General features: G+C 57.9%; 28 protein-coding genes and 4 tRNA genes. 11 read left to right on the top strand and 21 right to left on the bottom strand.

Translation table 11 applies throughout. The annotated features are described in order from the left end of the window. Window positions 1-357 precede the first annotated feature (357 nt). Both I9018_RS10575 and I9018_RS10570 read left to right on the top strand, forming a co-directional pair. Window positions 358-657, top strand: coding sequence for a hypothetical protein (locus I9018_RS10575; RefSeq protein ID WP_068585784.1), 300 nt, complete (start codon window positions 358-360; stop codon window positions 655-657). A 294-nt stretch (window positions 658-951) separates the two neighbouring features. Further along, window positions 952-1,164 (top strand): cold-shock protein, encoded by a 213-nt coding sequence (locus I9018_RS10570; protein WP_003179963.1) that lies wholly within the window; start codon window positions 952-954, stop codon window positions 1,162-1,164. A gap of 69 nt (window positions 1,165-1,233) precedes the next feature. Here I9018_RS10570 and I9018_RS10565 read toward each other — a convergent pair whose 3' ends face one another. After that, on the bottom strand, window positions 1,234-1,548 hold the full coding sequence (locus I9018_RS10565) for an I78 family peptidase inhibitor (RefSeq protein WP_241109382.1): 315 nt from the start codon (window positions 1,546-1,548) through the stop codon (window positions 1,234-1,236). A gap of 161 nt (window positions 1,549-1,709) precedes the next feature. Further along, on the bottom strand, window positions 1,710-2,015 hold the full coding sequence (locus I9018_RS10560) for a hypothetical protein (RefSeq protein ID WP_068585778.1): 306 nt from the start codon (window positions 2,013-2,015) through the stop codon (window positions 1,710-1,712). A gap of 124 nt (window positions 2,016-2,139) precedes the next feature. Between I9018_RS10560 and I9018_RS10555 the strand changes: the two genes are divergently transcribed. Next, window positions 2,140-2,352 carry a hypothetical protein gene (locus tag I9018_RS10555; RefSeq protein ID WP_241109381.1) on the top strand — a complete coding sequence of 71 codons (213 nt, stop codon included), beginning with the start codon at window positions 2,140-2,142 and terminating at the stop codon, window positions 2,350-2,352. 35 nt (window positions 2,353-2,387) lie between these two features. Here I9018_RS10555 and I9018_RS10550 read toward each other — a convergent pair whose 3' ends face one another. The 8 genes from I9018_RS10550 to I9018_RS10515 all read right to left on the bottom strand — a co-directional run bounded on the left by I9018_RS10550 (window position 2,388) and on the right by I9018_RS10515 (window position 10,099). Further along, window positions 2,388-3,416 carry a nucleoside hydrolase gene (locus I9018_RS10550; RefSeq protein WP_068585772.1) on the bottom strand — a complete coding sequence of 343 codons (1,029 nt, stop codon included), beginning with the start codon at window positions 3,414-3,416 and terminating at the stop codon, window positions 2,388-2,390. A 40-nt stretch (window positions 3,417-3,456) separates the two neighbouring features. After that, window positions 3,457-3,861 carry a D-ribose pyranase gene (rbsD, locus tag I9018_RS10545; RefSeq protein WP_241109380.1) on the bottom strand — a complete coding sequence of 135 codons (405 nt, stop codon included), beginning with the start codon at window positions 3,859-3,861 and terminating at the stop codon, window positions 3,457-3,459. Further along, entirely contained in the window at window positions 3,858-4,775 is a 918-nt protein-coding gene (gene rbsK / locus I9018_RS10540) for a ribokinase (protein WP_241109379.1), read from the bottom strand. Before rbsK ends, rbsD begins: the two co-directional genes overlap by 4 nt. Before the next feature lie 24 nt (window positions 4,776-4,799). Beyond that, entirely contained in the window at window positions 4,800-5,819 is a 1,020-nt protein-coding gene (locus I9018_RS10535) for a LacI family DNA-binding transcriptional regulator (RefSeq protein ID WP_068585765.1), read from the bottom strand. A 3-nt stretch (window positions 5,820-5,822) separates the two neighbouring features. Continuing rightward, window positions 5,823-6,800, bottom strand: a complete 978-nt coding sequence (locus I9018_RS10530; RefSeq protein ID WP_068585763.1) for an ABC transporter permease — start codon at window positions 6,798-6,800, stop codon at window positions 5,823-5,825. Then, on the bottom strand, window positions 6,797-8,350 hold the full coding sequence (locus I9018_RS10525; RefSeq protein ID WP_068585760.1) for a sugar ABC transporter ATP-binding protein: 1,554 nt from the start codon (window positions 8,348-8,350) through the stop codon (window positions 6,797-6,799). Before I9018_RS10525 ends, I9018_RS10530 begins: the two co-directional genes overlap by 4 nt. Window positions 8,351-8,407: 57 nt before the next feature. Next, a complete protein-coding gene (locus I9018_RS10520) occupies window positions 8,408-9,364 on the bottom strand; it encodes a sugar ABC transporter substrate-binding protein (protein WP_068585757.1) in 957 nt (318 codons plus the stop codon). Window positions 9,365-9,634: 270 nt separating this feature from the next. Next, window positions 9,635-10,099, bottom strand: a complete 465-nt coding sequence (locus I9018_RS10515; protein WP_068585754.1) for a hypothetical protein — start codon at window positions 10,097-10,099, stop codon at window positions 9,635-9,637. Window positions 10,100-10,438: 339 nt separating this feature from the next. On the opposite strand from I9018_RS10515, the gene I9018_RS10510 reads away from it, so the two are divergent. From I9018_RS10510 to I9018_RS10500, 3 genes are all read left to right on the top strand, one after another. Beyond that, complete coding sequence (locus I9018_RS10510) at window positions 10,439-11,527, top strand: asparaginase (RefSeq protein ID WP_068585751.1); 1,089 nt, start codon at window positions 10,439-10,441, stop codon at window positions 11,525-11,527. A 187-nt stretch (window positions 11,528-11,714) separates the two neighbouring features. Continuing rightward, window positions 11,715-11,984, top strand: coding sequence for a DUF1654 domain-containing protein (locus I9018_RS10505; protein ID WP_241109378.1), 270 nt, complete (start codon window positions 11,715-11,717; stop codon window positions 11,982-11,984). Between the two features lie 4 nt (window positions 11,985-11,988). After that, the gene (locus I9018_RS10500) at window positions 11,989-12,678 is read left to right on the top strand and encodes an endonuclease I family protein (RefSeq protein ID WP_068585746.1); all 690 of its coding nucleotides are present in this window, start codon (window positions 11,989-11,991) and stop codon (window positions 12,676-12,678) included. Window positions 12,679-12,727: 49 nt separating this feature from the next. On the opposite strand, the gene I9018_RS10495 is transcribed toward I9018_RS10500, so the two are convergent. Further along, window positions 12,728-13,105, bottom strand: coding sequence for an SPOR domain-containing protein (locus I9018_RS10495; protein ID WP_241109377.1), 378 nt, complete (start codon window positions 13,103-13,105; stop codon window positions 12,728-12,730). Window positions 13,106-13,353: 248 nt separating this feature from the next. On the opposite strand from I9018_RS10495, the gene csrA reads away from it, so the two are divergent. Beyond that, window positions 13,354-13,548: a carbon storage regulator CsrA gene (gene csrA / locus I9018_RS10490; RefSeq protein WP_007920550.1), complete on the top strand. Its 195-nt coding sequence runs from the start codon at window positions 13,354-13,356 to the stop codon at window positions 13,546-13,548. 235 nt (window positions 13,549-13,783) lie between these two features. Here the strand turns inward: csrA and I9018_RS10485 are convergent, their stop codons facing one another. The 6 genes from I9018_RS10485 to I9018_RS10460 all read right to left on the bottom strand — a co-directional run bounded on the left by I9018_RS10485 (window position 13,784) and on the right by I9018_RS10460 (window position 18,129). Continuing rightward, window positions 13,784-14,212, bottom strand: coding sequence for a VOC family protein (locus tag I9018_RS10485; RefSeq protein ID WP_124346300.1), 429 nt, complete (start codon window positions 14,210-14,212; stop codon window positions 13,784-13,786). Window positions 14,213-14,291: 79 nt separating this feature from the next. Beyond that, window positions 14,292-14,753: a DUF2214 family protein gene (locus tag I9018_RS10480; RefSeq protein ID WP_241109376.1), complete on the bottom strand. Its 462-nt coding sequence runs from the start codon at window positions 14,751-14,753 to the stop codon at window positions 14,292-14,294. Window positions 14,754-14,889: 136 nt separating this feature from the next. Beyond that, window positions 14,890-16,356: a glycosyl hydrolase family 18 protein gene (locus I9018_RS10475; RefSeq protein WP_241109375.1), complete on the bottom strand. Its 1,467-nt coding sequence runs from the start codon at window positions 16,354-16,356 to the stop codon at window positions 14,890-14,892. A gap of 45 nt (window positions 16,357-16,401) precedes the next feature. After that, a complete protein-coding gene (locus tag I9018_RS10470) occupies window positions 16,402-17,031 on the bottom strand; it encodes a lytic polysaccharide monooxygenase auxiliary activity family 9 protein (RefSeq protein ID WP_068585735.1) in 630 nt (209 codons plus the stop codon). A gap of 337 nt (window positions 17,032-17,368) precedes the next feature. Further along, on the bottom strand, window positions 17,369-17,719 hold the full coding sequence (locus I9018_RS10465) for a hypothetical protein (RefSeq protein ID WP_241109374.1): 351 nt from the start codon (window positions 17,717-17,719) through the stop codon (window positions 17,369-17,371). A gap of 89 nt (window positions 17,720-17,808) precedes the next feature. Next, on the bottom strand, window positions 17,809-18,129 hold the full coding sequence (locus I9018_RS10460; protein ID WP_053138141.1) for a helix-turn-helix transcriptional regulator: 321 nt from the start codon (window positions 18,127-18,129) through the stop codon (window positions 17,809-17,811). A 275-nt stretch (window positions 18,130-18,404) separates the two neighbouring features. Here I9018_RS10460 and I9018_RS10455 point away from each other — a divergent pair, with 275 nt between their 5' ends. The 3 genes from I9018_RS10455 to I9018_RS10445 all read left to right on the top strand — a co-directional run bounded on the left by I9018_RS10455 (window position 18,405) and on the right by I9018_RS10445 (window position 21,971). After that, complete coding sequence (locus tag I9018_RS10455; protein WP_241109373.1) at window positions 18,405-19,538, top strand: RNA ligase RtcB family protein; 1,134 nt, start codon at window positions 18,405-18,407, stop codon at window positions 19,536-19,538. Continuing rightward, entirely contained in the window at window positions 19,538-20,155 is a 618-nt protein-coding gene (prfH, locus tag I9018_RS10450) for a peptide chain release factor H (RefSeq protein ID WP_241110127.1), read from the top strand. The genes I9018_RS10455 and prfH overlap by 1 nt, the downstream gene beginning before the upstream one ends. A 529-nt stretch (window positions 20,156-20,684) precedes the next feature. Next, the gene (locus tag I9018_RS10445; RefSeq protein WP_241110126.1) at window positions 20,685-21,971 is read left to right on the top strand and encodes a Wzz/FepE/Etk N-terminal domain-containing protein; all 1,287 of its coding nucleotides are present in this window, start codon (window positions 20,685-20,687) and stop codon (window positions 21,969-21,971) included. Between the two features lie 1,515 nt (window positions 21,972-23,486). On the opposite strand, the gene I9018_RS10440 is transcribed toward I9018_RS10445, so the two are convergent. Then, a tRNA-Val gene (locus tag I9018_RS10440) sits at window positions 23,487-23,563 on the bottom strand. Window positions 23,564-23,749: 186 nt separating this feature from the next. On the opposite strand from I9018_RS10440, the gene I9018_RS10435 reads away from it, so the two are divergent. Next, window positions 23,750-25,033: an FAD-binding oxidoreductase gene (locus tag I9018_RS10435; RefSeq protein WP_241109372.1), complete on the top strand. Its 1,284-nt coding sequence runs from the start codon at window positions 23,750-23,752 to the stop codon at window positions 25,031-25,033. Between the two features lie 165 nt (window positions 25,034-25,198). On the opposite strand, the gene I9018_RS10430 is transcribed toward I9018_RS10435, so the two are convergent. From I9018_RS10430 to I9018_RS10420, 3 genes are all read right to left on the bottom strand, one after another. Continuing rightward, a tRNA-Asp gene (locus I9018_RS10430) sits at window positions 25,199-25,275 on the bottom strand. A 98-nt stretch (window positions 25,276-25,373) separates the two neighbouring features. Then, window positions 25,374-25,450, bottom strand: a tRNA-Asp gene (locus I9018_RS10425). Window positions 25,451-25,509: 59 nt separating this feature from the next. Then, window positions 25,510-25,585: transfer RNA gene (locus I9018_RS10420), tRNA-Val, on the bottom strand. Between the last annotated feature and the right edge of the window lie 22 nt (window positions 25,586-25,607).

Here is a 25,607-nt window from a genome sequence, read left to right as displayed (position 1 = left end):
CCCCTACCAAAGGTCACGTGGGTTGGGATGAGCCAGTACAAGATCCGCCCTGCCTTTCCCACGGGAAAGCCTGCCTCACAGTGGCAGAGACCTTTCGGCCTGCCAGGGACGAACCAGAGTGACTGGAATTCAAATCAAAGATAAGGGTGTCGACCGCAAAGGAAAGTGAAGCCTTCAAAGCCTGAAAACACCCAAGCCAGGCATGCTAGCACAGATAAATCCCAATCATCGCGCGACAAAGTTCGCAAAATGCGGTTTCCAGTCTTTTATTGAAGAAAGTGAACTTGAGATGTACGCAACCCCTCGAATACGTTGAGAATCGTCGCCCTCGTTATCGACTTCAGGAGAAACCGACTCATGCGCCTCATTAAACTGCTCGCCCTCGCTGCCCCGCTTGCCCTGCTGCTGCCATTGAGCGCCCAGGCCGCATGGCCAGCCGGCGCACGTGCCGACTACATGAAGGATTGCACCGCGGCAGCCAGCCAAAGCATCGACGCGAAAAGCGCCGAGCAGCATTGCGCCTGTGGCGCCGACAAGCTGAACGAGAAGTTCACGACCGAGGAAATCAAGGAGCTGATGAGCAAGACCAAGCAACCCAGCGCCGAGCTGCGAACTCGTGCCCTGGACGCCATCTCCGCATGCCGAGTGGCGAAATAACCACTCACAACCCGTGGCACAAACCGCCTGGCTAGCTCCACCAACGGCCCGAGACGTGTTTTTTCCACTGTAAATGCAGCTTTTACGGTTTTTTTATCACCGCTTGTTTTTTGCTGAAGCCCCCTTAAACCGGGGCCTGCAGCTGATCCAAGCGGAAAAAGGCAGGAATACGCCGGGCAAACGCTCCCTACAGGGGGCTCCCAAGCCGAACATTTCGACTATGATAGGTCGGTGTGCCCAGTTGGCCTGAGCAGCACAGTACTACTGAAAATATATGTTTCTTGGAGATACACCATGTCTAATCGCCAAACCGGCACCGTAAAATGGTTCAACGATGAAAAAGGCTTCGGCTTCATCACTCCTCAAGGTGGCGGTGACGACCTGTTCGTACACTTCAAAGCTATTGAAAGCGACGGTTTCAAGAGCCTGAAAGAAGGCCAAACCGTTTCCTTCGTGGCTGAGAAAGGCCAAAAGGGTATGCAAGCTGCACAAGTTCGCCCTGAGTAATTTCTCAGCGAGCTAAAAAAACCCCGTCCATGTGACGGGGTTTTTTATGAGCGCGAAAAACCTCAACGCTCAACCACAGTTGACCCGGGTCACCACCAGGTTGGCGTCGGTATTGACATTCAAGCGGTCAGAACGATATTCCAAGGTGATCATATCGTTGGGCTGGAGAAACCTTGCATACTGCGCACCTGCACGAGTACGAGCCTGCTCCAGCAACTCTGCAGAGGCCTTCTTGCCGACAGCGAACTGGGCAGCGGATGCTTCACAGCGAGTGAGCCCAGATTCAACAGGGGCCACAGATTCCTTTGTCGACCCAGCAGTGCTGCACCCAGCAAGGGTTGCTGCAGCCAACAAGGTTGCGAATGAAGCGAGCTTCCAAGGCATGAAGCCTCCTTTCTAAAGAATAAACAGAGAACGTGCGACAGCCGTTTTCATTTTTGGTTTCAAAGCGAAATAGCATTTTGCCCTATTGGGCAAGGCGAGCAAGTCTGCCTCAGCCACCCGGGTATTTTCACCGGACAATCGTCACTGGATATGAATGACGCTCAATAGATATCGATGTAGTCGAATGCTGGCTTCGGCCAGTTCTGCTTGAGCGCATTGAAGACCTGCGTCACCCAGGCCTGGTCGCTAGCGGCGACCTCACCCACATAACCGGAACCGGCAGCCCAGGTTTCCAGGCGAAACAACACGCCCTCGATCTGCGCGCCACCCACGATCCCAGAGGAGATGTAGGCGATACCGGCCTTGCTTACACGCAATTGGGTATGCACGCTATCGCTGGCCGAAGCCAGTAGTTGGCGCACCGCATCCAGGGTCAGGGCATCAGGTTTGTTCAAGTCGATTTGCACACCAGATTCCTTGAGCGCAGGAAAAAACCCAGTGTCGCATATGCCTAAGTAGGAGTGTCAAAGCCTGAGTGACATGCTTAACTCGTCCATTGCCTCCTCACTCACCCCTATTCGCGAGACCCTCATGGCTACAGTGAGCATTGACGTCGACATCAAGGCCAAATGGCCACAGGGCCAGTGCTCCTACAGCCCGGGCAGCGTGGAAGAACTGGCCATCATCGGCATGGACCTGCTGGTCAAGGAGCTTGGCCCGCAAGCTGCCCGAGACTTCATTGAACAGGTCTTTGAGAAATACCCAGAAGGCCAACAGGATTTTCAGACCGCCGATCAGGAATAACTCCCCACAGGTAAGTACCTGCAGGGAGAGAACGCTTACTTGAGGCGAGCCAGGCGCTCGGTGAGCAGATCGAAGAAGCCCTGGGCATTGCCATTCTCGACCCAGAACACGTTCTTCTCGCGCTTCAAGCCGTCATACCAGTCGACGATGGTCTGGCCAAAGGTAGGCCCCTCACGGCTATCAACGACCATATTGGCCTGGCGCCCCGTGAACAGCTCCGGCTTGAGCAGGTAGGCGATCACGGTTGCATCGTGCACCGGCCCACCCGGAATACCGTAGTGCTCCATATCGCCTTTGACGTACTCGTTGAGGATATCGCCCACCACCTTGCTGGCATTGTTGTTCAACGCCGCGATTTTCTGCAGGCGCGCATCGCTGGTCAGGATCTTGTGGGTAACATCCAGCGGCAGGTAAGTCAGCTTGACCCCACTCTTGAGAACCACTTCAGCAGCCTGGGGATCGGCGTACAGATTGAACTCCGCCACCGGCGTGATGTTACCGCCATTGAAATGGGCACCGCCCATGACCACCACTTCCTTGATGCCCTGGGTAATATCCGGCGCCTGGATCAGCGCCAGTGCCAGGTTGGTCTGCGGACCGAGCATGGCGATGGTGATGCTATGGGGCTTGGCTGCCCGCAGGGTGTCGATCAAATAGTTGACCGCACTGCCCTTGGCCAGGGGCGCCTTGGGTTCGTGCACCGTCACTCCGGAGATCCCCTCCTTGCCATGGATGTTCTCGGCGTAGATCGGCGTGCGCAACAGCGGCGCCGGGGCACCGGCATAGACCGGCACGTCTTCGCGCCCCGCCCATTCACGAGCCAGCCGGGCATTGCGCGAGGTTTTATCCAGGCGCACATTCCCTGCCACGGTGGTCAGGGCCCGAATATGTAGTTCTTCTGGCGACGCCAGGGCGAACAACAAGGCCACCACATCATCGGCCCCCGGATCGGTGTCGATGATCAGATCGATTTTTTCCGCCGCCTGAGCGCCGGTAGCAGTGAGCAGAGACAAGAGCAATAGACTCCGGAACCAATGTTGAAACAGCTGAGCATAGCGGCGCATAGCGCACTCCTTGTGCAAGGTGGGAAAACGGGCGAACGATCTAGAACGTCACCCCGGCAATCAGGGCGATATTGCAGTACGGCTGGCACTCCCCCGTACGGAGCACGGCACGAGCCTTGCGGCTGAGCACCTTGAACTCCTCGTGACTGAGCAACTGTCGCTGCCCCAGCTCGCCGTTGGCGGCCATGGCCTCGAGAACGGGCAAGGGCGTTGGTTGCTTGAGCAGGATTTCCTCGGCCAGGACATGGCGCTCCACCTGCATTTCGCTGAGCAGCACCTTGAGGGTGCCGAGAAAATCGGGAACGCCATGGGTCAGGGCCAGATCAATCAATTCGACACCTGGCGGTACCGGCAGGCCGGCATCGCCGATCACCACGACATCGCCGTGCCCCAAGGAGGCCACCAGGCGTGACAGGGCAATATTGAGCAAGGGGGTTTTCTTCATGAGGGAATAAACGCCTGAACGTCGGACAGCATGGGAATGGAAGGTTGCGCACCGGCTCGCGTCACCGACAGGGCCGCCGCGATCTGCCCGAAGCGAATGGCGTCGGCCTCGCTTTTGCCCGCGGCCAGGGCCGCCGCGAAACCACCGACAAAGGTATCCCCCGCCGCCGTGGTATCGACCGCCGTGACCTTGGGCGCAGGAAAGTGCTCGAAGCGGCAACCATCGGCAAACAGCGACCCCTGCGCGCCCAGGGTAATGATGACCTTGCCCGCACCAGCAGCGACCAAGCGGCTCGCGGCCTGTTCGGCGCTTTCCAGGGAATCAACCTCAAGACCTGTGAGGGCGGTCGCTTCGCTCTCGTTGGGAATCAGGTAATCGATCGGGCCATACCACGACTCTGGCAGAGGCCCCGTGGCAGGCGCCGGATTGAGAATCACCGTCTTGCCCAGCTCACGCCCGCGCTTAAGGGTGTATCCCACGGTCTCCTGTGGCACCTCGAGCTGGCAGATGATCACCTCGGCCTGCTGCAGGACCGGATCAAAACCGACCACCTTTTCAGGGCTGAGCTCACCGTTGCCTCCAGCAACGATGACAATCGCGTTCTGGCTACTGTCATCGACCACGATCAAGGCCACGCCGCTCGACCCTGGCACCCTGTCCACGGCCTGGCAATCGATACCCTCGCCAAGCAGGGACCCGCGCAACTGCTCGCCGTAGGCATCCTCCCCAACGCAACCGACCATCGACACCTGGGCCCCAAGCCTGGCGGCAGCCACCGCCTGGTTGGCCCCCTTGCCGCCGGGTACCGTGGCGAAGGACTTGCCTGTCAGCGTCTCGCCCCCACGGGGCAAGCGCTCGGCCCGAGTCACCAGGTCCATGTTCAGGCTACCCACTACCACTACTTTTGCTGGCATACGTCGCTACTCAATCAATAAGGTTCAGCGGTACTGCATAAATGCGCCACCCAGTGGCGCAGTCGATTCCCGCAAGACAATGCTCGGCGTGACGATTCGTTGGCCCACTGGCAAGCCTGGCGTAGCGATACGCTGCAGCAGCAATTCAGCAGCACTCTCCCCCAACTGCAGGATCGACTGGCCAACCGTGGTCAGCGCCGGATAGACATAACGGCTCATGAGAATGTCGTCGAAACCGATCACCGACAGCTCGCTGGGTACGCGAATGTTGCGTTCCGCCGCGGCCCGCAGCACACCGATGCCCATCATGTCGTTGGCGGCAAAGATCGCACTCGGCGGGTTGCCGTCCAGCAACCGGGCTGCCGCAAGGTAGCCACCGGTGCTACTGAAATCGCTCTCCAGGATACGTGCCGCCGGCACCTCGACCCCCGCTTCCTGCAACGCCTGGTGAAAACCGGCCAGGCGCATTTGCGTCACGCTGGTATTGGCCGGACCAGCCACGCAGGCGATATCCCTGTGCCCCAGCTCCAGCAGGTGCCGGGTAGCCAGGTAGGCGCCATGGCGGTGATCAATGCGCACCAAGTCCGCATCCACCCCCTCAAGCCCACGATCGACCAGCACCATAGGCGTACGCACTCCGACCAGCCCCTGGGCCAGGCCGCTGTCGCCGCCGACGCTAGTCACGATCAGGCCGTCGATACGCTTTTCCAGCAGGACCCGCAGGTAGTTGCGTTGCTTGTCCGGGTCGTCATCGGAGTTGCACAGGATCACGCAATAACCATTGCGCTCGCAGTAATCCTCGATACCTCGCGCCAACTCGGCGAAGTAAGGGTTGAGGCTATTGGGCACCAGCAAACCGATGGTGGCGGTAGTCTTGGCCTTGAGTGAGCGAGCCACGGCGCTGGGCACATAGTCCAGGTGCTTGATCGCCGCCTCGACCTTGAGCCGAACCTCCTCGCTGACTGGCCGTGTCTTGTTCAGCACGTGGGACACGGTGGTGTAGGAAATCCCCGCCAGCGCCGCCACATCCTTGATTGTTGCCATGAATCAAACCCGCCGGTTGGCGCGCTGGCTGCGATAGGTATCGAGCACCACGGCAATCACGATGACTGCCCCGGTGATGATGCGCTTGGTCGGTTCGCTTGCTCCGATTTGCGCAAGGCCTGCAGCCAGTACGGAAATAATCAGGACGCCGAAGAAGGTACTGATCACCGAACCGCGTCCTCCCATGAGGCTAGTGCCACCAATCACCACGGCTGCGATGACTTGCAACTCCAGGCCAGAGCCCGCATTCGGATCAGCCGCTTCCAGGCGAGAAATCTGAAACAGTGCCGCAATGCCTGCCAACAGCCCCATCAGGCTGAAAACCAGGATCTTGTAGGGCTTGGGATTGATCCCCGCCAGGCGCACCGCTTCTTCGTTGGTACCGATGCCGATCAGATAGCGACCGAATACGGTGCGAGTCAGCACCGCCTGGGCCAGGAAAATAATCAGCAGGGCAATGATAAACGACGGCGAAATGCCAAAGGCAATCGGATTCGACAACCAGGCGAAGGCATCACCGATGTAGGCCGTACGCGACCCGGTCATCTGGTAGGCCACGCCCCGGGCCATTTCCAGCACGCCCAGGGACACGATGAATGATGGAATGCGCCAGGCCACGGTAATCGAACCGGTGATGGTTCCGGCCAGGGCCGCGCAGGCCATGCCCAGCAAGGCTGCCGGCACCACGCTCCAGCCCCAGCCAAGGATCGCCACGCTGACGGTGGACGCCGCCAGGGCCAGCACCGAGCCCACGGAGAGATCGATACCGCCAATGATCAAGACAAAGGTCATGCCCACCGCCAGCACCATCAGGTCCGGGATCTGGTTGGCCAGGGTGCTGAAGGTGTCGTAGGACAGGAAGTGGTTACTGAGCAGGGAGAACAGAACGATCATCCCCAACAACGCCCCCGCCAGCCCCAGGTAGGTGCCGAGGCCGTAGTACTGGCCGCCTCGCTTGCCGCTTGCAGGTGCTGTTTTCATGGTGCAGTCCTAGGCGCCGCTTCATTGAGCAACGCATCTCGTTTTTGATAGCCGGCAAACGCGGCAGCAAGCAATTCGTCCTGGGTCCAACTGTCGCGCTCGAAGGTATCGATCAACCGTCCAGCAGACAGCACGCCGATGCGATCACAGATCAGCATCAATTCCCGCAGGTCACTGGAGACCACCACCAAGGCCTTGCCCTGGCGCGTCAACTCGCCCAATAGGCCATAGATGTCGAACTTGGCGCCAACGTCGATACCACGGGTCGGCTCATCGAACAGCAGCACCGAGCAGTCGCGCTCCAACCACCGACCGATCACCACCTTCTGCTGGTTGCCACCGGACAGCTCGGACACCCGTTGCGCCGGACTGGAACTGCGGATACGCATGGCATCGATCTGTCGCCGGGCCAACTGCTCCTCATCCTGGGAGTTGACCAGGCCACTGCTGGAAATGGCCGGCATATTGCCCAGGGCGATATTGGCACTGATGGTCTGGGTCAAGAGCAGCCCCTCGCCCTTGCGATCCTCGGTAATCAGGGCAATGCCATTGGCTACCGCATCCACCGGGGAACGGATGCTTACCGTCCGAGCTGGAGAGCCCAGGGCAATGCTGCCACTGTCGGCAACGTCGGCACCGAAGATCAGCCGCAACAGCTCGGTGCGCCCTGCCCCGATCAGGCCGGAAATCCCGAAGATCTCGCCGCTGCGCACTTCGAAGGAGACATCACGCACCTTGTCCGAGCGACTCAGGTTGCTGATGGTCAACGCGGGTGCGCCAATCTTGCGCGCGCCCAGGTCGATATGCTCGCCCAGTTCGCGCCCCACCATCAGGTTCACCAGTTGTTCACTGTTGTAATTGGCCATGGGCTCGACGCAGACCAGGCAGCCATCACGCAGCACCGCAATGCGCTGAGCAACCCTGGCCAGCTCTTCCAGGCGATGGGAGATATAGATGATGGAGACACCACGGGCCTGGAGCCGGGTGATCTGCTCGAAGAGCATCTCCACCTCACGGGACGTGAGCATGGCGGTAGGCTCGTCCAGGATCAGCACATGGCAGTCGCCGATCAGGTTGCGAGCGATCTCTACCATCTGTTGATGACCGATTCCCAGCTCGCCTACCAGGGTATCGGGATCGATGGCATCCAGGCCGACCTGGGCCATGGCCTCGATCGCCGCCTTGCGCAGTTGCTTGCGACTGATCCAGCCACCCTGGTTGGGCAGGTTGTCGAGGAACAGGTTCTCGGCCACCGACAGCGTGGGCAGCAGATTGAGCTCCTGCATGACCATGCGGATACCCAGTTCCTCGGCCTGGGTACGACTGCCCGGTCGATAGTCCTGGCCATTGAAGCGCATGTGGCCGGTAGTGGGGCTGACCAGGCCGCCGATGATCTTCGACAAGGTACTCTTGCCGGCGCCATTTTCGCCGGTCAACGCCAGCACCTCGCCGCGCTGTAGCGTCAGGTCGATGCCGGCCAATACCGGTTGCGCATAGGTCTTGCCGATACCGCTGACCGAAAGGACAGCGTTCGCAGCTGAAACAGACATAAGAAACTCCCCATGCGCCCACCCTCTCGGGCAGGCGCCGTTGTGCCGCCGGAAAAACTACTTGGTGACCAGCTCAACCGGAGTTTCGATCACGCCATTGGTGCCGGTATCGACCTTCTCGCCCTTGAGAAGCTTCAACGCGACCTCGATGCCGAACACTGCCTGCTTGGCAGCGAACTGGTCGGCCGTGGCCAGGACCCGGCCATCCTTGAGCATCGGCTTGATGGCATTGATGTTGTCGTAGCCGACCACCTGCACCTTGCCAGCCTTGCCCGCAGCGCGTACCGCGGACACGGCGCCCACTGCCATGCTGTCGTTACCGGCCAGCAGTGCCTTGAGATTCGGGTATTCGCTAAGCATGGCCGAGGCTACACGGTTGCCGGCGTCGATTTCCCAATCACCGGACTGCAGGGAAACCACCTTGACCTGCGCGGCCTCCATGGCGTCCTTGAAACCTGCGGTGCGCTGCTGGGCATTGGTGGTAGTGGATACCCCTTCGATGATCCCCACTTCGTCACCGGCCTTGAGCTGCTTGGCCAGGTACTCGCCCACCAGGCGCGCGCCCTTGCGGTTGTCGGGCCCGACGAAAGGCACGCTGATGTTCTTGCTCTTGAGCACGCCAGGGTCGAGCTGGTTATCGATATTGATCACCGTGATCCCAGCATCCACGGCCTTCTTGATCACCGGCACCATGGCCTTGGAGTCCGCTGGGGCGATCACCAGGGCATTGACCTTGGAGACGATCATCTGCTCGACGATGCGGATCTGGTTGGCAGTATCGGTTTCATCCTTGATGCCATTGGACACCAGGTCGAAATCCGCCGAGTGCTCTTTCTGATAGGCCTTGGCGCCGTCTTCCATGGTCAGGAAGAACTCGTTGGCCAGGGACTTCATGACCAGGGCGACCTTGGGTTTCTGTGGGGTGTCGGCATAGGCCGAAGAGAGGGGCAGCGCTGCACAGGTAGCAGCCAGGACCGCAGCAGCGAGTAGACGTCCAGCAAAGGGCAGCTTCATGGGTTCACTCCGATCTTATGATTATTGTGGGCAACGCCTGCAGGGCATGCGGAACCAGGTGCCGGGTATCGCTCAACGGCCTGGAGGTTCGGAAAAGATAGTCGATTATCCTTCCCGAGAGTCCGCGCAAACGTTTGCGTAAAGCGAACTATGCGAACCCGAATGGGGTTTGTCAACGATGATCACAGCGCAGAGATGCCATCGGCGCACAGCGGGACCGATAGCCAAAAGGAAGCAGCCGCCCAGTGCCTGGCACTGGGCGGGTACTGATCAAGCGGAGGTATTTACCAACTTGCCGGAGGAGCCTGATTCCTTGGCCAGTTCGCGCACCAGGTTGCCCGAAACCTCAGCCAGTGCGGCGTTGGTTTGCGCGACCTGCGCCTGGACGGCCATGACCGCGGTCTGCTTGGCCTCGGGGGTTGGATAGTTGGCGGCCTGGGCAGCGGCCAGTTGCTGTTGCTGCTGCTTGAGCTGCTCCTGCAGCTCCTTCATGCGCTGGAGCAGCATCTTGACGACGATGCTGTGGTTGTCGCCCTCGCCGCCCGCATCGCCGCTCTCGGCCTTTTCCGCCGGCTTGGCCGAACCGCCACCGACTCGTAAGGTTCCCGAGTCTTCGGTCCCCAACGCTTGCGGAGCGCCTTCGGCACTGGCATCGCTCAACGCATTGATGGTCGCGGGTGACTTGCCATTGATCAGAATGGCCCCCGGTCCTGGAAATCCGACTGACAGCGACATATGAACTCCTGGTTAAAAAGATCCTAAAAGACTCATCGACCGCTTCAGAACAATCTTTAATTCATGAGCGAAAACCCCGCACACGGCTTGCGTTTGTCGCTTTCGGTTTGCCGAACACCACACCCAGAAACGTTCGGAATCCCGGACATAAGCTTGTCAATGTCCGTCAAAAATAGAAATAAAATTGATATAAATCAGTAACTTAAAATAAATATCTGGCCAAGGTAGCGCTGGTACAAATCCTGCTCAACCCGCGGTGCCCCGCCGCATACAGATCTGCAGCCGAGGTGTTTCTAGATGAACCTGCATCAGCACTGTCTCACTACTAGAGAGAAAACAATGAAATCTGCCTTCAAAACCTTCGTTCCGGGCGCTTTGGCCCTGCTCATGCTCCTACCCGCAGCCCTGCAGGCCAAGGAAGCTGAAACCCAACAGAAACTCTCCAACGTGGTGATCCTCGCCACTGGCGGCACCATTGCCGGCGCCGGCGCCAGCGCGGCCAACAGCGCCACCTACCAGGCAGCCAAGGTTGGCATCGAGCAACTGATCGCCGGCATCCCCGAGTTGAGCCAAGTGGCCAACGTACGTGGCGAGCAAGTGATGCAGATCGCCTCGGAAAGCATCACCAATGAAAACCTGCTGCAACTGGGCCGCCGCGTAGCCGAGCTGGCCGATAGCAAGGACGTGGACGGCATCGTCATCACCCACGGTACCGACACTCTGGAAGAGACTGCCTACTTCCTCAACCTGGTGGAAAAAACCGACAAGCCAATCGTAGTCGTCGGCTCCATGCGCCCAGGCACCGCCATGTCGGCAGACGGCATGCTCAACCTGTACAACGCTGTATCCGTGGCCGGCAACAAAAGCTCCCGGGGCAAAGGCGTACTGGTGACCATGAACGACGAGATCCAGTCCGGTCGCGACGTCAGCAAGATGATCAACATCAAGACCGAAGCCTTCAAGAGCCCATGGGGCCCGCTGGGCATGGTGGTGGAAGGCAAGTCCTACTGGTTCCGCCTGCCAGCCAAGCGCCACACCATGGACTCGGAATTCGACATCAAGAACATCAAGAGCCTGCCTGACGTAGAAATCGCCTACGGCTACGGCAACGTCAGCGACACTGCCTACAAGGCACTGGCTCAAGGTGGCGCCAAAGCCATCATCCACGCCGGCACCGGCAACGGCTCGGTATCTTCCCGCGTGGTACCGGCCCTGCAGGAACTGCGCAAGAACGGTGTGCAGATCATCCGTTCTTCCCACGTCAATGCTGGCGGTTTCGTACTGCGTAACGCCGAACAGCCTGACGACAAGTACGATTGGGTCGTGGCTCACGACCTGAACCCACAAAAAGCCCGCATCCTGGCCATGGTCGCCCTGACCAAGACCCAGGACAGCAAGGAACTGCAACGCATGTTCTGGGAATACTGATTCCCTGCTCGGCCGTATCAGGTCGAGCAAGCGCTCAACCGCTCACCCCAACGGGTGAGCGGTTCCCCTCCTGCGACTTCCCCGTGTTAAAAAATCCTCGGCTGTGATGAGACAAATGCGCAAAGCGTTGTCAGAGGAACTTCTTGAATTTTAAGCAGTTGCGAAATTTCCTACAGTTAAATACTGTATGCGCGTACAGCTTAATAAGGATTGTTCCGTGGCCACAACCCAAACACCCCTCAGCTCCTACGAACGCCTGGGTGTTCGCATCCAGAAAATCATCAACTCCCCTACCGCCCAGAAATCCAAGGCAGCGCTGATCTTTCGCCTGCCCGATGAACCACAGGAAGAATGGGAACGCCTTCTGGAGGAGATCGCCGAAAACGACAACGTCACCCTCGCCTATCGCGACGATGGCGGCGTGCAGATTTTCTGGATCGTGCCGAAGGAAGACTGAGTCGATGATTGTCCGTTGCCTGGCTGTACTGCTGTTTTTCGTTGCCCTGACTGCCCAAGCCGATGCACCTCGCACCTTCACTGAAGCCAAGAAGGTCGCGTGGAAACTCTATGCCCCTCAATCCACCGAGTTCTACTGCGGCTGCAAATACAATGGCAACCGGGTAAACCTGGCAGCCTGTGGCTATGTACCGCGCAAGAATGCCAAACGAGCCGAACGCATTGAGTGGGAGCACATCGTGCCGGCCTGGCAGATAGGCCACCAACGCCAATGCTGGCAACAGGGCGGGCGCAAGAACTGCTCGCGCAACGATACGACCTATCAACGCGCCGAAGCCGACCTGCACAACCTGGTGCCCAGCATCGGCGAAGTGAATGGCGACCGCAGCAACTTCAGTTTCGGCTGGCTCCCCGAACAGTCAGGTCAATATGGCTCCTGCCTGACCCAAGTGGACTTCAAGGCCAAGAAGGTCATGCCCCGCCCATCCATTCGCGGCATGATCGCCCGCACTTACTTCTACATGAGCAAGCAGTACGGGCTACGCCTGTCCAAGCAAGACCGCCAGCTCTTCGAAGCCTGGAACAAGACGTATCCAGTGCAGGACTGGGAGCGCCAGCGCAATCAGAGCGTGGCGTGTGTGATGGGGCGCGGTAACGAATTCGTTGGCGTGGTCAACCTCAAGGCCTGCGGTTGATACAAGATCGCCCGCGGACGCGGGTGATCTCATCATGCGGGAAACAGCGTCACTGTGCGTCGTGATGCTCGATGACCGAGACATCGATATCACGCTTTTTCGCCTTGACCAGCTTCTCGACCACTTCGGACTTCTTCGCCTGCGCCTCGGCCTGGGTAGCGAAAGGCCCGACCAAGACCCGTTGCTTGCCGTCCACTACCATCACATTGGACATGATCCCGTGCTCGATCAGCCAGCCGGTGAGATCGCTCACCGCCTGAGGCAGCTCACTGCCCACCAGCACATCCCACTGCGGCGCACCGGATACCTGCGCCGGCTGCACCTGCGCCGCCGAAGCGCTCTTGTTCGCCTCGACACGCTTGCCTTCGCCGCAACCGGCCAATCCCAATACCGCCAACGCTGCCACCGCTATCACTACTGTGCGCACAACCTACTCCCATAAAGTCAGACACAGGATTTTAGCACCCAAGGCGTGAGGGACCTTGTCACAAAATCGGTTCGAAACAGGAAGAATGATATTTATTGCGTCTGTATAGTTGCGCCTTGGGAATTTATAGATCTTCTGCGCGTCAGAAAGAGGCACCCACTGAGTGGAACTTCGCACTAATCTATACCTAAGACCGACCTCTGCACTGTTTCAAACTGGTGCCCTACCAAGCTATCAAGGAGAAGATCATGCTGATACTCACCCGCAAAGTCGGTGAAAGCATAAACATCGGTGACGACATTACGATCACCATTCTCGGCGTCAGCGGCCAACAGGTCCGTATTGGCATCAATGCACCAAAAGACGTTGCGGTACACCGCGAGGAAATCTACCAACGCATCCAGGCGGGACTGACTGCACCGGACAAACGCGAAACTCCTTGAATAATATGAGCACCAGCCTGTTGCCCACGCACAATGGCTGGCGCAACGCGTCTCTCGTTCGCCTTGAGCTTTTCTCCGCAGGTCACCTGAACCTCCCGATTCGGTGACAGGCACAGCCGGCCCCCAGCCACTGAACTGTCACCCCCTTCGCCAACATCCCCTCCGAGCACAAATACAACCTTCGGCTCCCGGCACGCAGCACCCTATCCGGCAAGCGTCGTGACGGGCCTGGCACTCAGGCATCCACCGACCTGGAACCCAGGTCCTCATTGAATCGCAGCAGGTAGCCATCCGGGTCCTGTACCAGCAGGTTCAACTGGCCGCGCAGCAAACCATCCTGCCGATACCAGCACTCCTGGATCGCCCTGCGCAGGACCACTCCCGCTTGCTCCAGGGCATTGGCCAACCCATGGATATCCGGGCACTCAATGGACAGGTTCATGCCTCGCCCCAAAGGTGCCTGCAAGGGACCGACACGCCACTCCGACTCTTCCAGGTCATCCTGCTCCAGCATCAGCTGGCTGCCATTGAAGGAGAGAAAAGCAAAGAAGTGCTCTGGCCGCTGGTACTCCACCTTGAAGCCCAGGGTATCGCGATAGAAAGACAGGCTACGCTCCAGGTCCGCCACCAGCATTTCCGGGACCAGGCTATTCATTTGAAACATCGTGGGCATCCATGGCTCGCTGATCGAACCGCGAGACTACCCCTCAAGCGGCTGACAATGCAGCCGTGCTTACCAACAATTACAATTGAGCCAGCATCACCCCTCTCGCCATGCCACTTGCGGCCACCACCATCAATACCAGCAGCAAGGCCTGCAGGTGACTGATACGAGCGAACAGCCCGGCTCGCCCGGTGTCAGGCATGGCACCGCGCGCCAGGATCACCCGCCACCTGATGAAGGTCGACATGGGGAGGACTTCCAGCACCAGGATCGCGATGAACAACGCCATTTTCAGGTGAAACAACGGTTGGTGCAGGTAATAGTCCGTACCTTTCTCGTAGCCGCCGAACGCCCTGGGCAATCCAGTCGCCAACAACATCAGCGCCGTCAGCCCCCAGGCATTGTCAGCCATCAGCACCGAACGAGCCCCTGCTTCGGCCTTCTCCAGTCGACGCAAAGCCGAGCCACGAGCCAGAACCGCTGCGAAAGCGCCAGCGAACCCCAACAAATGTACCGCCGCCAGAAACCAATGCATCAACATGGCGCTCGCCTCCATCTGATTGATCGACATATCCGGACAACTCATCAATGGCCCAAACGAAAAAACGACCTATCGCGAATCCGAGGATCCAACGATAGGTCGCCAGGTCATTCAATCCCTTAATGACCCGCCTGACTCAAGCATGGCGCTCGAGCAAGACCTTGCTCCACAACGTGAAGGCCGCCAAAGGCGTCCAGGCCGGGTTCGATGTGTGCTCCTGAAGACACAAGTAACGATTGCCCTCATAGCTCACTCCGTCCCCCTTGCGATAGTGCTGGCCAACACGCCACTCGGGGAACTTCGGGTCGACCGCACCCCCTGCCGTCCTCGCAGTCACGCTGCGGCTGGGCAGGGACTCACGTCCCTGGGTATCGGTGGCCGTGACGAAGTAGTTGTACTGGGTATCAGGGTTCAATCCCTGATCGTCCAGGCCCAGGGACGCCGTGTTTCCCACGGCCTTGCCATCGCGATACAGAGTGTAGAACTCCACCGGGCGCACACTGCTGGAAAGACTCCAGCTCAGCCGCACATTGTTGCGACCACTTTCCACCACCGCCAGGCTACCAGGAGCGCCCGGGCGCTCTGGTTCACCACCATCGCCATGGATCAACGGCGCATAGCGTTTACAAAACTCCCAGCTGTAGGGTGTCCCTTGCCGATTGATGCCGTCATCCCAGTTCACTGACCAGGTCATCAGCCCCTTGATCCCGTGCCCCGCCTTCTGCAAACGCTTGAAGGCATTGCCCAGCGCCGCCGGATCGATGACATAGCCTGTGGCCGCTGCATCAACGTTGCTCGGCAGGCCGATCACCAGTTTGTCCGCCGCAATGCGGGTAAAACCACGAGTTCCCGAAGCCAGGCTGTCGCTCAGGTAGAACAAGAAATCCTCTTTCATCGCATCATTGCTCTGGGCGATCCAGGCGCCCTGCCCGCCATTGGCTTCCGACACCCAGAGTCCATCTCCGCCCTGGTTGTAGTACTGCGGCGCAACAAAGTCGTAATACCCCTCCAGTGCCTGCAAGTAGGCCACGTACTTGCCATTACTGGTCAGGTAGGGGAACTCCGGCGCCATGCTGATGATGAAATGCTTGCCCTGGCCAGCGTAATGGTCCTTCACCAGCTTCAAGGCCGCCGGCAGTACGCTCTTGTTATCGGCAAAGTCGATGGCGCTCTGCTCCAGGTCGATGTCCAGGCCATCGAAACCATAGGTTTCGACCAGGCGGATGATCTCGTTGGCCAAGGGCTGCTCGTTGCCCTTGTGCAACTCGATATGCGCATCGGCGCCACCCAGGGAAATCAACACTGCCCGCCCCTGGCTGTTGAGTACGCCCACCTGACGCCGGAATTCGGCGTCAGACAGGTTGTAAGGCTTGAAGGTGGGAATGCCGTTGCCTTTCATGAAGGCCACCGCCACCACGTTGTACTCCTTGGGTACATCCAGCAGGCTCAGGTTGGCGAACTGCCCGCGCTGGTAACCATCGGCGGCGCCAGCGGCCCAGTTGTGCCAAAAGCCCATGAGAATCTTCTTGCCGGCGAGGCTGGGCATCAGCGATGCGGCATCGGCGGCCTGGCTCTTGATCAAGGAAAAGTCGATTGTATCCATGTTCTATTCCTTCAGAACTATTAAAAGAGTTTCTTCCACCGCAACTTACTTGAAGTCCAGATCGAAGGCCTGATAGAAAGCGTTACCGGTATTGGCAACAATCCAGGCCAGAACTACAACATGGTGCCCCTTCTTGTTCTTGGGCAGCACGACTTCATGTTCGGTCTTGGCTTTCAATTCCGGGCCATGGGCGTGATACGGAACTTGAGTATAGAAGTCCTGGTAAAAAGCCTTGGGCTCAAGTTGCGCACGGCTGATCCGTTGTTTCGGATCCCAGCCATCTTTGGTGATGAACCAGCTATAACCACGGGTAACGTGTGGAGCGCTGTAAACCCACTGCACCCGGAATACTTGCCCAGGCTCCACGTTCACCAGCGGCCAGCTGAATGGACGATTGAGTTTCTTCGACATTTCTTCGTCGGTGAAGTTGACGCAATCACGCGCATCAGTCTTGCCACCGCTGAGGATATGGCCATCCGCAGGCGGTGCGACACTGGGTTCGTCGCTACCGTAAGGGGCAGGAAACGGTCCGGCGCCCAGGGCCGGCAAGTTTTTTCCGCCTTCCATTTCGTTGACCTGCCAGGTGCCCAGGAGACCCAGGTCCACCGCCACCGAACCGCGGCTGGAAGGAGATACGACACGACCATGTTTAAGTTGAGTTTGTGGCTTATTCATTTCTTTCACTCCATTGATTAATTAAAACTCGCTCTTGGCGAGCACTTTTAACTTAGCGCACTTTTTTCGATTTTTTTCATGCCCTCAGCAAGTAACCACTTCGACCAATTTGCAAAAAACAGCGCAAAGCCCATTAAACCCTGGACTTCCTTATTTGCGCTGACAATTTAAAGAGTCAATGTATTACACGATCTTCTGGAGCAAAAATTACTTTTCCCCGGTTTATTCCAGAGAAGAACTTGAAACTAATCCTGAAAAATCAAAGTTCCAGAAACGACAAAACCCGGCCAGGGCCGGGTTTGCAGGAAACGCGCTGAAGGCTTGCGCCAGGGGGAAACTACAAGCAGGTGGCCAAAGCCGCCAATCGACGTTTGGAAACAAAGTTGTCTACGACGGCGTAGAAACGGATAGCGGTTGCCGCCCCTTCGGCCTTGATATCCACGAAAGATTCGGCGGACCGGGCATATACCGTGTAGCCACCGCCCTTGCCCGACTCCAGATAGGCGGCGGCGTCGACGCCGAATACAGCCTCATCCTGCCAGGCGAACTGCACGCACTGCGCCACTAACTGATCGGCCTTGGCCGAACTCAAGGTTTTGGCGGGGACCTTGGCCCGCGCATCATCCATGGTGGAGCTTGCACAGCCGGCCAACAGAGCCGCCACCGTTACCGCCATCAAAACCCGCATGCTGCCTCCTGGTCGCGTAAAAACGCGAGAGTATCGCTCAGGCGCTGGAAAAAAGCCGTCCAGGGCCGAGAAAAAACCCGCGCCGGCATTCAACATTCGGCCAGGGACGACGCCAACTGGGCTATAGCCTCCTGGTCGTCATCACCAAGATGACGGTAGTTCTGGATGATGCTGCTTTCATCGGCGCTCAGGCTGCCCTCGGGCAGGCGTGAAGGCTCGCCGGTCAATACGTAGAGCAGGTCGACCCCATGGCGTCCGATCGCCATCAGGTAATCCGACTTGGGCACCCGCTCACCGCTCTCATAGCGCCCCTGGGCATTGGCCTCGACCCCGCCGATAGCCCCGAACTCCTGCTGGGAAAGCCCCAGCGCCTTGCGCTGTTCTTTCAAGCGCTCACCGAAGGTCTGCATAACCATCCTCATTCGATAAGGTGATGGTTGTTACGACCGCGGCCATTGGCGAAGGTGCCCATTGTGTAAAACGGCCCATTGCCAGCCATGGGACAAACGATTAACCTTCGCGCCCCTTCCCACACTTTTGACAAGGAGACTCATCATGGAACAGCTGATCACCCCTTGCAGGACGTGCCTGGTTTAAACGCTGCATCCGCTATTCGTTAGCGCCTTCGCTTAATCCCGCTTCGTCCTGCCATTACCTGAATATTTTTTCCAATCAGGAATTGGACATGGACACTTGCATCCGTCATTTGTCGAACGGCGTCTCTCTGATCGCGTCCGACACCACCTGGATCGAAGACAAAGCGCTCCAGCAACTGCACACCACCGCCCAACTGCCCGGCATGCGCCAGGTCGTCGGCATGCCTGACTTGCATCCCGGCCGGGGCTACCCGGTAGGCGCGGCATTTTTTTCCACCCAGGTGATCTACCCAGCCCTGGTGGGCAACGACATCGGCTGCGGCATGGCGCTGTGGCAAACCGATATTTCCAGCATTCGCCCGAACCTCGACAAGCTGGAAAAGAAGATCGGCAACATCGACCTTCCGCTGGATGAGCAGTGGGATGAAGAACGTGAGCAACTGAGCCTGCCGGTGACCGGCCACGAGCACTCCCTAGGCACCATTGGGGGTGGCAACCACTTCGCCGAGCTGCAACAGTTCGACCAGGTGTACGACACCGAGGCCCTGCAAGCGCTGGAGCTGAATCCCAAGGCCCTGCTCCTGCTGGTGCACAGCGGCTCCCGAGGCCTGGGGGAAGCCATCCTGCGCCGCCACGTGGACCAGCACGGGCATCAGCCCCTGGAGGTCGACAGCGTCGCCGGCGCCCAGTATCTGCAGCAACACAATGAGGCCTTGCGCTTCGCCGAGGCCAATCGCCGGTTGATCGCCGAGCGGCTACTTTGCAACCTGCGGGCCAAGGGACATGCCGTACTGGACATCAACCACAACCTGGTGTCGCCGGCTAACGTCGACGGAATCAGTGGCTGGCTGCATCGCAAAGGGGCCACGCCTTCGGACGTGGGACCGGTGGTCATCCCGGGCTCCCGGGGCGACTACAGCTACCTGGTGCAACCCATCCCGGCCACCGCCAGCCTCTATTCCCTGGCCCACGGGGCTGGACGCAAATGGCTGCGCAGCGACTGCAAGGGCCGCCTGGATGCGCGCTTCAGCTTCGAGCAGCTCAAGCGCACCCAACTGGGCAGCCGGGTGATCTGCGAAGACCGCGGCTTGATGTACGAGGAGGCCCCCGAAGCCTACAAGAGCATCGACAGCGTAGTGGGCAGCCTGCGTGATGCCGGACTGGTGAAGATCATCGCCCGGCTCAAGCCGGTACTGACCTATAAACGCCGGGGGTGCTGCTGATGTTGTTGCTACAACTATCCTCGGCCCAAGGACCGGTCGAATGCGAAATCGCAGTCACCAAAGCCTTGCGCCAACTGTACCGCGAGGCCGAAATCCTTGGCGTTCGCATCAGCATCGTGGAACAGATTGCCGGCTATGGTGGCAACCACTGCAAGTCGGTCCTGACCAGCCTCGACGGCGAGCAGGCCGAGGAGCTGGCCCAGCGCTGGACCGGCACCCTGCTCTGGAGCTGCAAGAGCCCTGATCGCCCTGGGCACAAGCGCAAGAATTGGTATTTCGCCGGCCAGCTGTTCAGCCCCGCACAGGACGTGATGGAAGGTGAGATCCGGTTTGAGACGATGCGCTCATCTGGCCCCGGAGGACAACACGTGAATACCACCGACTCTGCGGTGCGCGCCACGCACTTGGCAACCGGTATCGGCGTGAAAGTACAGTCCGAACGCAGCCAACACGATAACAAGCGCCTGGCCCGCCTATTGATCCAGCAGCGCATGGAAGCTCGGCAGCAACAAGGCGAGGAGCAATTGCGACAAGAACGCCGCTATGCTCACCACCAGGTGGAACGCGGCAATCCTGTTCGCACCTTCAGTGGCATTACCTTTACCCCTCAAGAGTAAGTTTTCACAGGGGAGCTGCCTCGCAGCTCCCCCCCCCTCTTCAGAGCGCCTACATCCAGAATCCAAGGGCGTCTGACAGCGATCATAAAAAGCAGCGCATCCGACCATCAGTCCACAATTGGGCGGCCTAGGGAAAACATGGTCTATGCTGGGCTATGAACGCTCCTTGCATCGGTTGTTTATGCTATCTGAAGTCAATAGCTACAAGCTCGACCCCTTTGCGAGAGCAAGATGACTTCTCACTTTTACTGAGAAAATAAACACTTGCATGAATTTAATTTCCAAATTAATTTAGCAGGCTGCCAAAATTATGCCACCAGATGCTAGCGACTATTAACTCAGTAAAAAGCTAAACTCATGCTGTTTTTGACGACATCTGAAATCTCATTAATCTGGGTACGCATGAAAAATGTGACAACTCTCATGAACGGACAAAGCTTGCTGCTGTCTAACGAGCTCATCAGGCATCAGAGTCATTCATAATAGTATCTTTAGTCTATTGAAAAATAAGGTATATACTTTTTTGAACATGCACTCCCAGCCTCACCTACAAACTTCTACAGAAGAAATTGATTTGCTCGAATTATTCAGCTCAATCTGGCGACAGCGCACGACTGTAATCAGCGTCACACTGCTAGCTGGGTTAATCGGTACCGGCTATGCATTTTTAGCACCTCGCGAATACCAGGTCAGCAGCGTATTGCGACCTGCTGCGATCAATGAACTCGACGCGCTAAACCGCTCAGAAATTTATACGCTCCCCCCGGCAGAAGCACTAAATAAAGTAGGTGCTAGAATAGACTCCTACGACGCCCGCCTAAGCTTCTTCAAGGCCAATCCTGAACTATTCAAAGCGTTTAAAAAGCCAGGGCAAAGTCTGGAACAAGGATTCGAAGAGTTCAATAATAACTCCCTTAGCCTTGTACTCCCAGACCCAAAGAAAGTCGACCTCAGCAGCTACATACAACTAAACATGCAATATCCCGAGGACACTAATGGCACCGCAATCCTCAACGGCCTTGTTGACCATGCCATTGGGCTAGAACGAGCACAAATTGCCGCCGACCTGAAAGTCATCATCAACAACCGCCTAACAGAACTTCAAGGCAAGATTGATGTCGCTCGCTCAAACTATGAAATTGACAAGGAGTGGAGAATTGCCAAGTTACTGGAGGCCGACAAGATAAAACGAGCCCAGCTGCAAGATGAATTAGCTGGCCTACGACTCCAGATGAACAAAGTTCGCGCCAATAGAATCGCAGAACTGGGCGAAGCGATCTCCATAGCAAAGTCAATGGGAATCAGGACCCCCACTACCCCATCCAGCATGGCTACCGCCGACAGCAAGCCAAATCAGGTCATGCGAACAGAAGTTAACAACCAAGCCATCCCGCTGTACTTCATGGGAACCGAAGCGCTTGAAGCAGAGCGCGACACACTGCAGAAGCGTAAAAATGACGACTTCACCAACGAGCGCATAGCTGAAATTGCCAAAGAGCTGAAACTGCTGGAAGCCAACCGAGAAGTCGAAACGATGAACAAGCGCGTAAACGAAGATATATTCCTGCAGAATATAGAAACCCTACGCGCCGAAAAAGCCAGATTGAGCAATCTGAACATCGACATGAGCACACTGAAACTAGTGACCATAGACCGCCGCGCACTACAGCCTCGAGCACCAGCAAAGCCCAAGAAAGCACTCGCAATAGCCCTTAGTCTTGCTGGCGGCCTTATGCTGGGCATGCTCGCCGCATTGACCCGCAATACCATCCAGTCTCGCCGAAAAGCAGCACTCAGCAAACCTACCCACCATTAATGCTCATCTCACTAAGATAGAGAAACAAAATACCTGGCAATCCGGAGCCCGCCTCCGGATGCCAAATCTCTATTTCCCCTAGAGCGCGACCACTCAACTTCAGGCTTTTAGTAGACAAGCAACCCCGAACACGACGTCAAGTTTTTCTCGACTTGGCTGACACCTACTCATCATGTAATTGATGCAGTCGAACCCAGCTCTACCGATGTATCAAGTAATGATCAATGTATCGGGACACCTCTTGAACCGTCATATAGCCCGCGACTGATATCTATTCAGCCTTCAAGCTGCGATACACACCAACAGTTCAACGACTACTCGCACCTTGATGCACGCGATAATGCCAGAGCAACTGACTACAGCCATGCTGCAAGCCCTGACGTGAGTGAAATAACACCTCGCGCCTGAGGTGCCCTCGCCGTTCGCTACCACGCCCTACGCCTTGATGCATCCGACTTGCTCGACAGCACCCAGCCTGGACAACGGAGGACGATGGAAAGCGCCCCAAGCATTTCGATGCTCTATCCATACCATGACTGCAATGGCGCCCCCTCAACATTCGCTGGCGTGGCGTCGCCAACGACGCAACACTGGCGATCGACTACTTATCGCGGGCAACCTTCTGACGCGCTCGAAGAGAAATGCCTGCCGGATCAGGCAGCACCCCTCCCGGAACAAATAAAGTTCAAGCTCGAACGCTAATGGCAGGATCCAGGAAGGAGGGGGGGGGGCAGACTTTCTCACGTGCTGCTGCCAAGGGATTGGCCGAACACAACAATACAGAGCTCACGCCGGCTAAGGGGGAAGTAGAGAAAAAGTATCGACGCCATACGCTCAACGGACAAGATTGATTATTGAGGCCGCGCCCACGTCAACCTGGCAGAAGCGTGCTATACGCCCGCCCCGGCCAGCCTTTAGCGTCGGTACAACACAGTGTCCCGCTAAAGCCAGCTGTCGATATAGAGAAAAATACACCTACCGCCTCACCAGAAAAGACACTGGACGATGAACAACCTGCGCACCTAAAAATCACTACAGACGCTGCGCAGGGCGGTCGGGAAACGCTTGAGGTCGCCACTGGCGTCGCCACGCGGCACTACAGGCCAAAGGCTCACCGCCTTGGAACGATCGATGTCAAGAATCATTGGACATCAGCTACACACACCCCATCACCTGAAAGCTCAGCAAGGCCTGGAACGCTGTGTACGCCCATGAGCGCGCTCCAGCCAACGAGCCCACACTCTTCATGAGATCTGTGCCTAGGAGCATGACTGCACAAGCAACAAAATCTACCCCAGGAATATGCTCAGACTCTCACAGGACACGCGGACGAGAAAATGACAACGCACTATCAAGTGGGGCACAGCGAAAAGAAGATCGAGAACTTGAAGGCGTGCGCCGAGCTGGCGTTCTGAGATGGGAGTCTTGCAGAAGCTTTGAAAACCGCAGACAACAAAAAAAGGGCTCACCTTTCGGTGAACCCTTTTTAGACCGCCCAGCAGAGCGGATTTTGTTTGGTAGGCGCGATTGGACTCGAACCAACGACCCCCACCATGTCAAGGTGGTGCTCTAACCAACTGAGCTACGTGCCTGCTGTGAGGCGGCATTCTACGGAATTCCGGAGGGGTGTCAACACCTTTTTTCAGCTAAGCCTATGAATATGCGAATTTTTTAATTCCCGAGGGGTGAAGAAGTTTTTCGCCTGCTCTGGCAGCCCATTTGCAACTCAGGTAGCATCGCCGCACTCGTAAAATATATTAAACACAAGAGGTCGCAGGATGGCGCACATTCCATACCCACAGTCCTATTACGCCGCTTCGGCCAACGCCGCCCCAGAACGCCGCCAACTGCAAGGCGAGATGGAAACCGACGTCTGCGTGATCGGCGCGGGTTACACCGGCCTGTCCAGCGCCCTCTTCCTCCTGGAGAACGGCTTTCGCGTCACGGTACTGGAGGCCGCCAGGGTCGGCTTCGGCGCTTCCGGGCGCAACGGCGGACAGATCGTCAACAGCTACAGCCGCGACATCGATGTGATCGAGCGCAGCGTCGCCCCCAAGCAAGCGCAACTGCTGGGGCAGATGGCGTTCGAGGGGGGCAAGATCATTCGCGAACGCATCGCCAAGCACAAGATCCAGTGCGACCTGAAAGACGGCGGCGTGTTCGCAGCCCTGACTGGCAAGCAGATGGCTCACCTGGAGTCACAGAAGCGCCTGTGGGAGCGTTACGGCCACACTCAACTGGAACTGCTGGATGAGCGCCGGATTCGCGAAGTCGTGGCCAGCGACCAGTACCAGGGCGGCATGCTCGATATGAGCGGCGGCCACATCCATCCGCTGAACCTGGCTTTGGGCGAAGCGGCCGCCGTCGAGTCCCTGGGCGGCATCATCCACGAACAATCCCCCGCCGTGCGCATCGAGCGTGGAGCCTCTCCCGTGGTGCACACCCCCCAGGGCAGGGTCCGCGCCAAGTTCGTGATCGTTGCTGGCAATGCCTACCTGGGCAACCTGATTCCGGAGCTCGCAGCCAAGTCCATGCCTTGCGGCACCCAGGTGGTCACCACCGAGCCCCTGGGCGACGAACTGGCAGCCAGCCTGCTGCCTCAGGACTATTGCGTCGAGGATTGCAATTACCTGCTCGATTACTATCGCCTCTCCGGCGACAAGCGCCTGATCTTCGGCGGCGGCGTGGTGTATGGCGCCCGGGACCCAGCGAACATCGAGGCGATCATCCGCCCGAAGATGCTCAAGGCCTTCCCGCAGCTCAAGGATGTGAAGATCGACTACGCCTGGACCGGCAACTTCCTGCTGACCCTCTCGCGCCTGCCGCAAGTTGGTCGCCTGGGAGACAACATCTATTACTCCCAGGGCTGCAGCGGCCATGGCGTGACCTATACCCACCTGGCCGGCAAGGTCCTGGCAGAGGCCCTGAGAGGCCAGGCAGAGCGCTTCGACGCCTTCGCCAACCTGCCTCACTACCCCTTCCCTGGCGGGCACGCACTACGCGTCCCATTCAGCGCCCTGGGAGCCTGGTACTACAGCCTACGGGACAAGCTCGGCTTCTGACGAGACTGTTCTTCGCCCACAAAAAAACCGCCAGCCAGGCGGTTTTTTGTGGGCAAACCATAACGATAGAAACTACAGAGGCGAAAAACAAAAGACCCTGGTCTTACGACCAGGGTCTTTGCTGTTTCGTTGCATCAAGGCGTTCAGTGGTCCTTGAAGCATATATGGCGCAGCGGACGGGACTCGAACCCGCGACCCCCGGCGTGACAGGCCGGTATTCTAACCGACTGAACTACCGCTGCGTATCGCTTGGACTTACATCCAGGTGAAACTTTTAAATCATCTGACCGAGGCCCTAAGGCTTTCGATCTCAAACCAGGCGAACCTGATCTGGAAAATATGGCGCAGCGGACGGGACTCGAACCCGCGACCCCCGGCGTGACAGGCCGGTATTCTAACCGACTGAACTACCGCTGCGCGTCGGTTGGAGGCTTCCTTGGAAGCTTCCGCCTTTCTTTCGAAAGGTACTCAGGAAGTGGTGGGTGATGACGGGATCGAACCGCCGACCCTCTGCTTGTAAGGCAGATGCTCTCCCGGCTGAGCTAATCACCCTTTGCTTCGCTGAGGCCGCGAA

This window comes from Pseudomonas sp. MPFS, assembly GCF_022537035.1.
Lineage (GTDB): Bacteria > Pseudomonadota > Gammaproteobacteria > Pseudomonadales > Pseudomonadaceae > Aquipseudomonas > Aquipseudomonas sessilinigenes.
Note: the sequence above shows the minus strand (reverse complement) of the source record. Positions and strands in the feature narration are given on the sequence as shown.